This window comes from Terriglobus sp. YAF25, from assembly GCF_052113305.1.
Classification (GTDB): domain Bacteria; phylum Acidobacteriota; class Terriglobia; order Terriglobales; family Acidobacteriaceae; genus Terriglobus.
On sequence record NZ_JBFRCY010001018.1, the window covers coordinates 1 to 1,170 of the forward strand.

A 1,170-nucleotide genomic window follows, 5' to 3' on the forward strand; every position below is an offset into this window, starting at 1 on the left:
CTTCCGTGCCAATCTTGAACCGGACCAGATCGAAAGGGTTCGGCGAACCTATGAACTGGGGACGAAATTTGCCCTGTACATCGGCACTCTGGAACCGCGAAAGAATGTGGCTCGACTCGTTGACGCATTCGCGTCGATAGCCGCAAAACATCCCGAACTCACCCTGGTGATCGTGGGAATGAAGGGATGGATGTACGACGGCATCTATGAGGCAGTGGCAAACTCCGGCCTGGAGTCGCGAGTCAAGTTCACGGGATTCATTCCGGAGGAAGACAAACCATATCTCATGGCCGCCTCAACTATCTTCGCGTATCCCTCTTTGTATGAAGGTTTCGGAATTCCAGTGCTGGAATCTTTGGCCTGCGGCATTCCCACGATCACAAGCAACACCTCCTCGCTTCCTGAAGTAGCAGGCGAGGCGGCTTTACTGATCGATCCAACCCAAAAGGAGCAGATCAGTTCGGCGATGGATCGTCTTCTCTCCGATTCCTCTCTATACGAGAGATTGCGCAAAGAAGCGCTTCTACAGGCTGCGAAATTCACTTGGCGTAAGACCGCGGAGCAAACGCTGACGGCATATGAAGAGGTCGTCAGCGATGCGAAATCTTCGCGGTCTTAGCCGGGAACGAAGCTACCGCTTCTTCGCCAACACGATGTCTTGGAAGTTCGTGATTTCAAGTCCCACATGCGGCGCGGCCCCTGTCCAGATTCCGCTTAAGCGTTGCTGCGTCTGGAGGCCGACTTGATGTTGAACGGACTCTAGCCATTCCGCACTTATCGCAAGCGCGTCCTCAGGCATATTCGGATTCGTCGTTCTGCAATCCTTCAATGCATACTTGAAATCCATTGTTGTCTCGCCGCGTTGCATCCTCGATTCACCTCCCTAAGAGCACGAGACATCGGACCCGAATGGTTTAGAACAGCTCTCCCGTGTCATTGCTCCTGTAGGAAGCTGGAGGGACCCATGAAATATTTGTCGACCACCCGCTGACTCACAACTTTTATGTGCTGTTTCTTGTGCCTAATAAGATGCAGCTAGAATCATGGTATCGTTCGTGAGAACAGAGATGATGGTCGAAAGTTCATGGAGGACGCGTCGCTAACGTGTGCGCCCGCAAGGTTTCTTTTTGGAAATTTTCATTGCTTGGATTGTTCCTCATGGGTTGCGGC

2 protein-coding genes are annotated in these 1,170 nt (G+C 52.3%); one reads left to right on the top strand and one right to left on the bottom strand.

The features are described 5' to 3' along the window. A partial coding sequence (locus AB4043_RS26175) for a glycosyltransferase family 4 protein (RefSeq protein WP_442308609.1) occupies nt 1–619 on the top strand: 619 nt, incomplete at its 5' end. A gap of 12 nt (nt 620–631) precedes the next feature. Here AB4043_RS26175 and AB4043_RS26180 read toward each other — a convergent pair. Continuing rightward, a complete protein-coding gene (locus tag AB4043_RS26180) occupies nt 632–868 on the bottom strand; it encodes a hypothetical protein (protein ID WP_442302575.1) in 237 nt (78 codons plus the stop codon). Nucleotides 869–1,170: the final 302 nt, after the last annotated feature.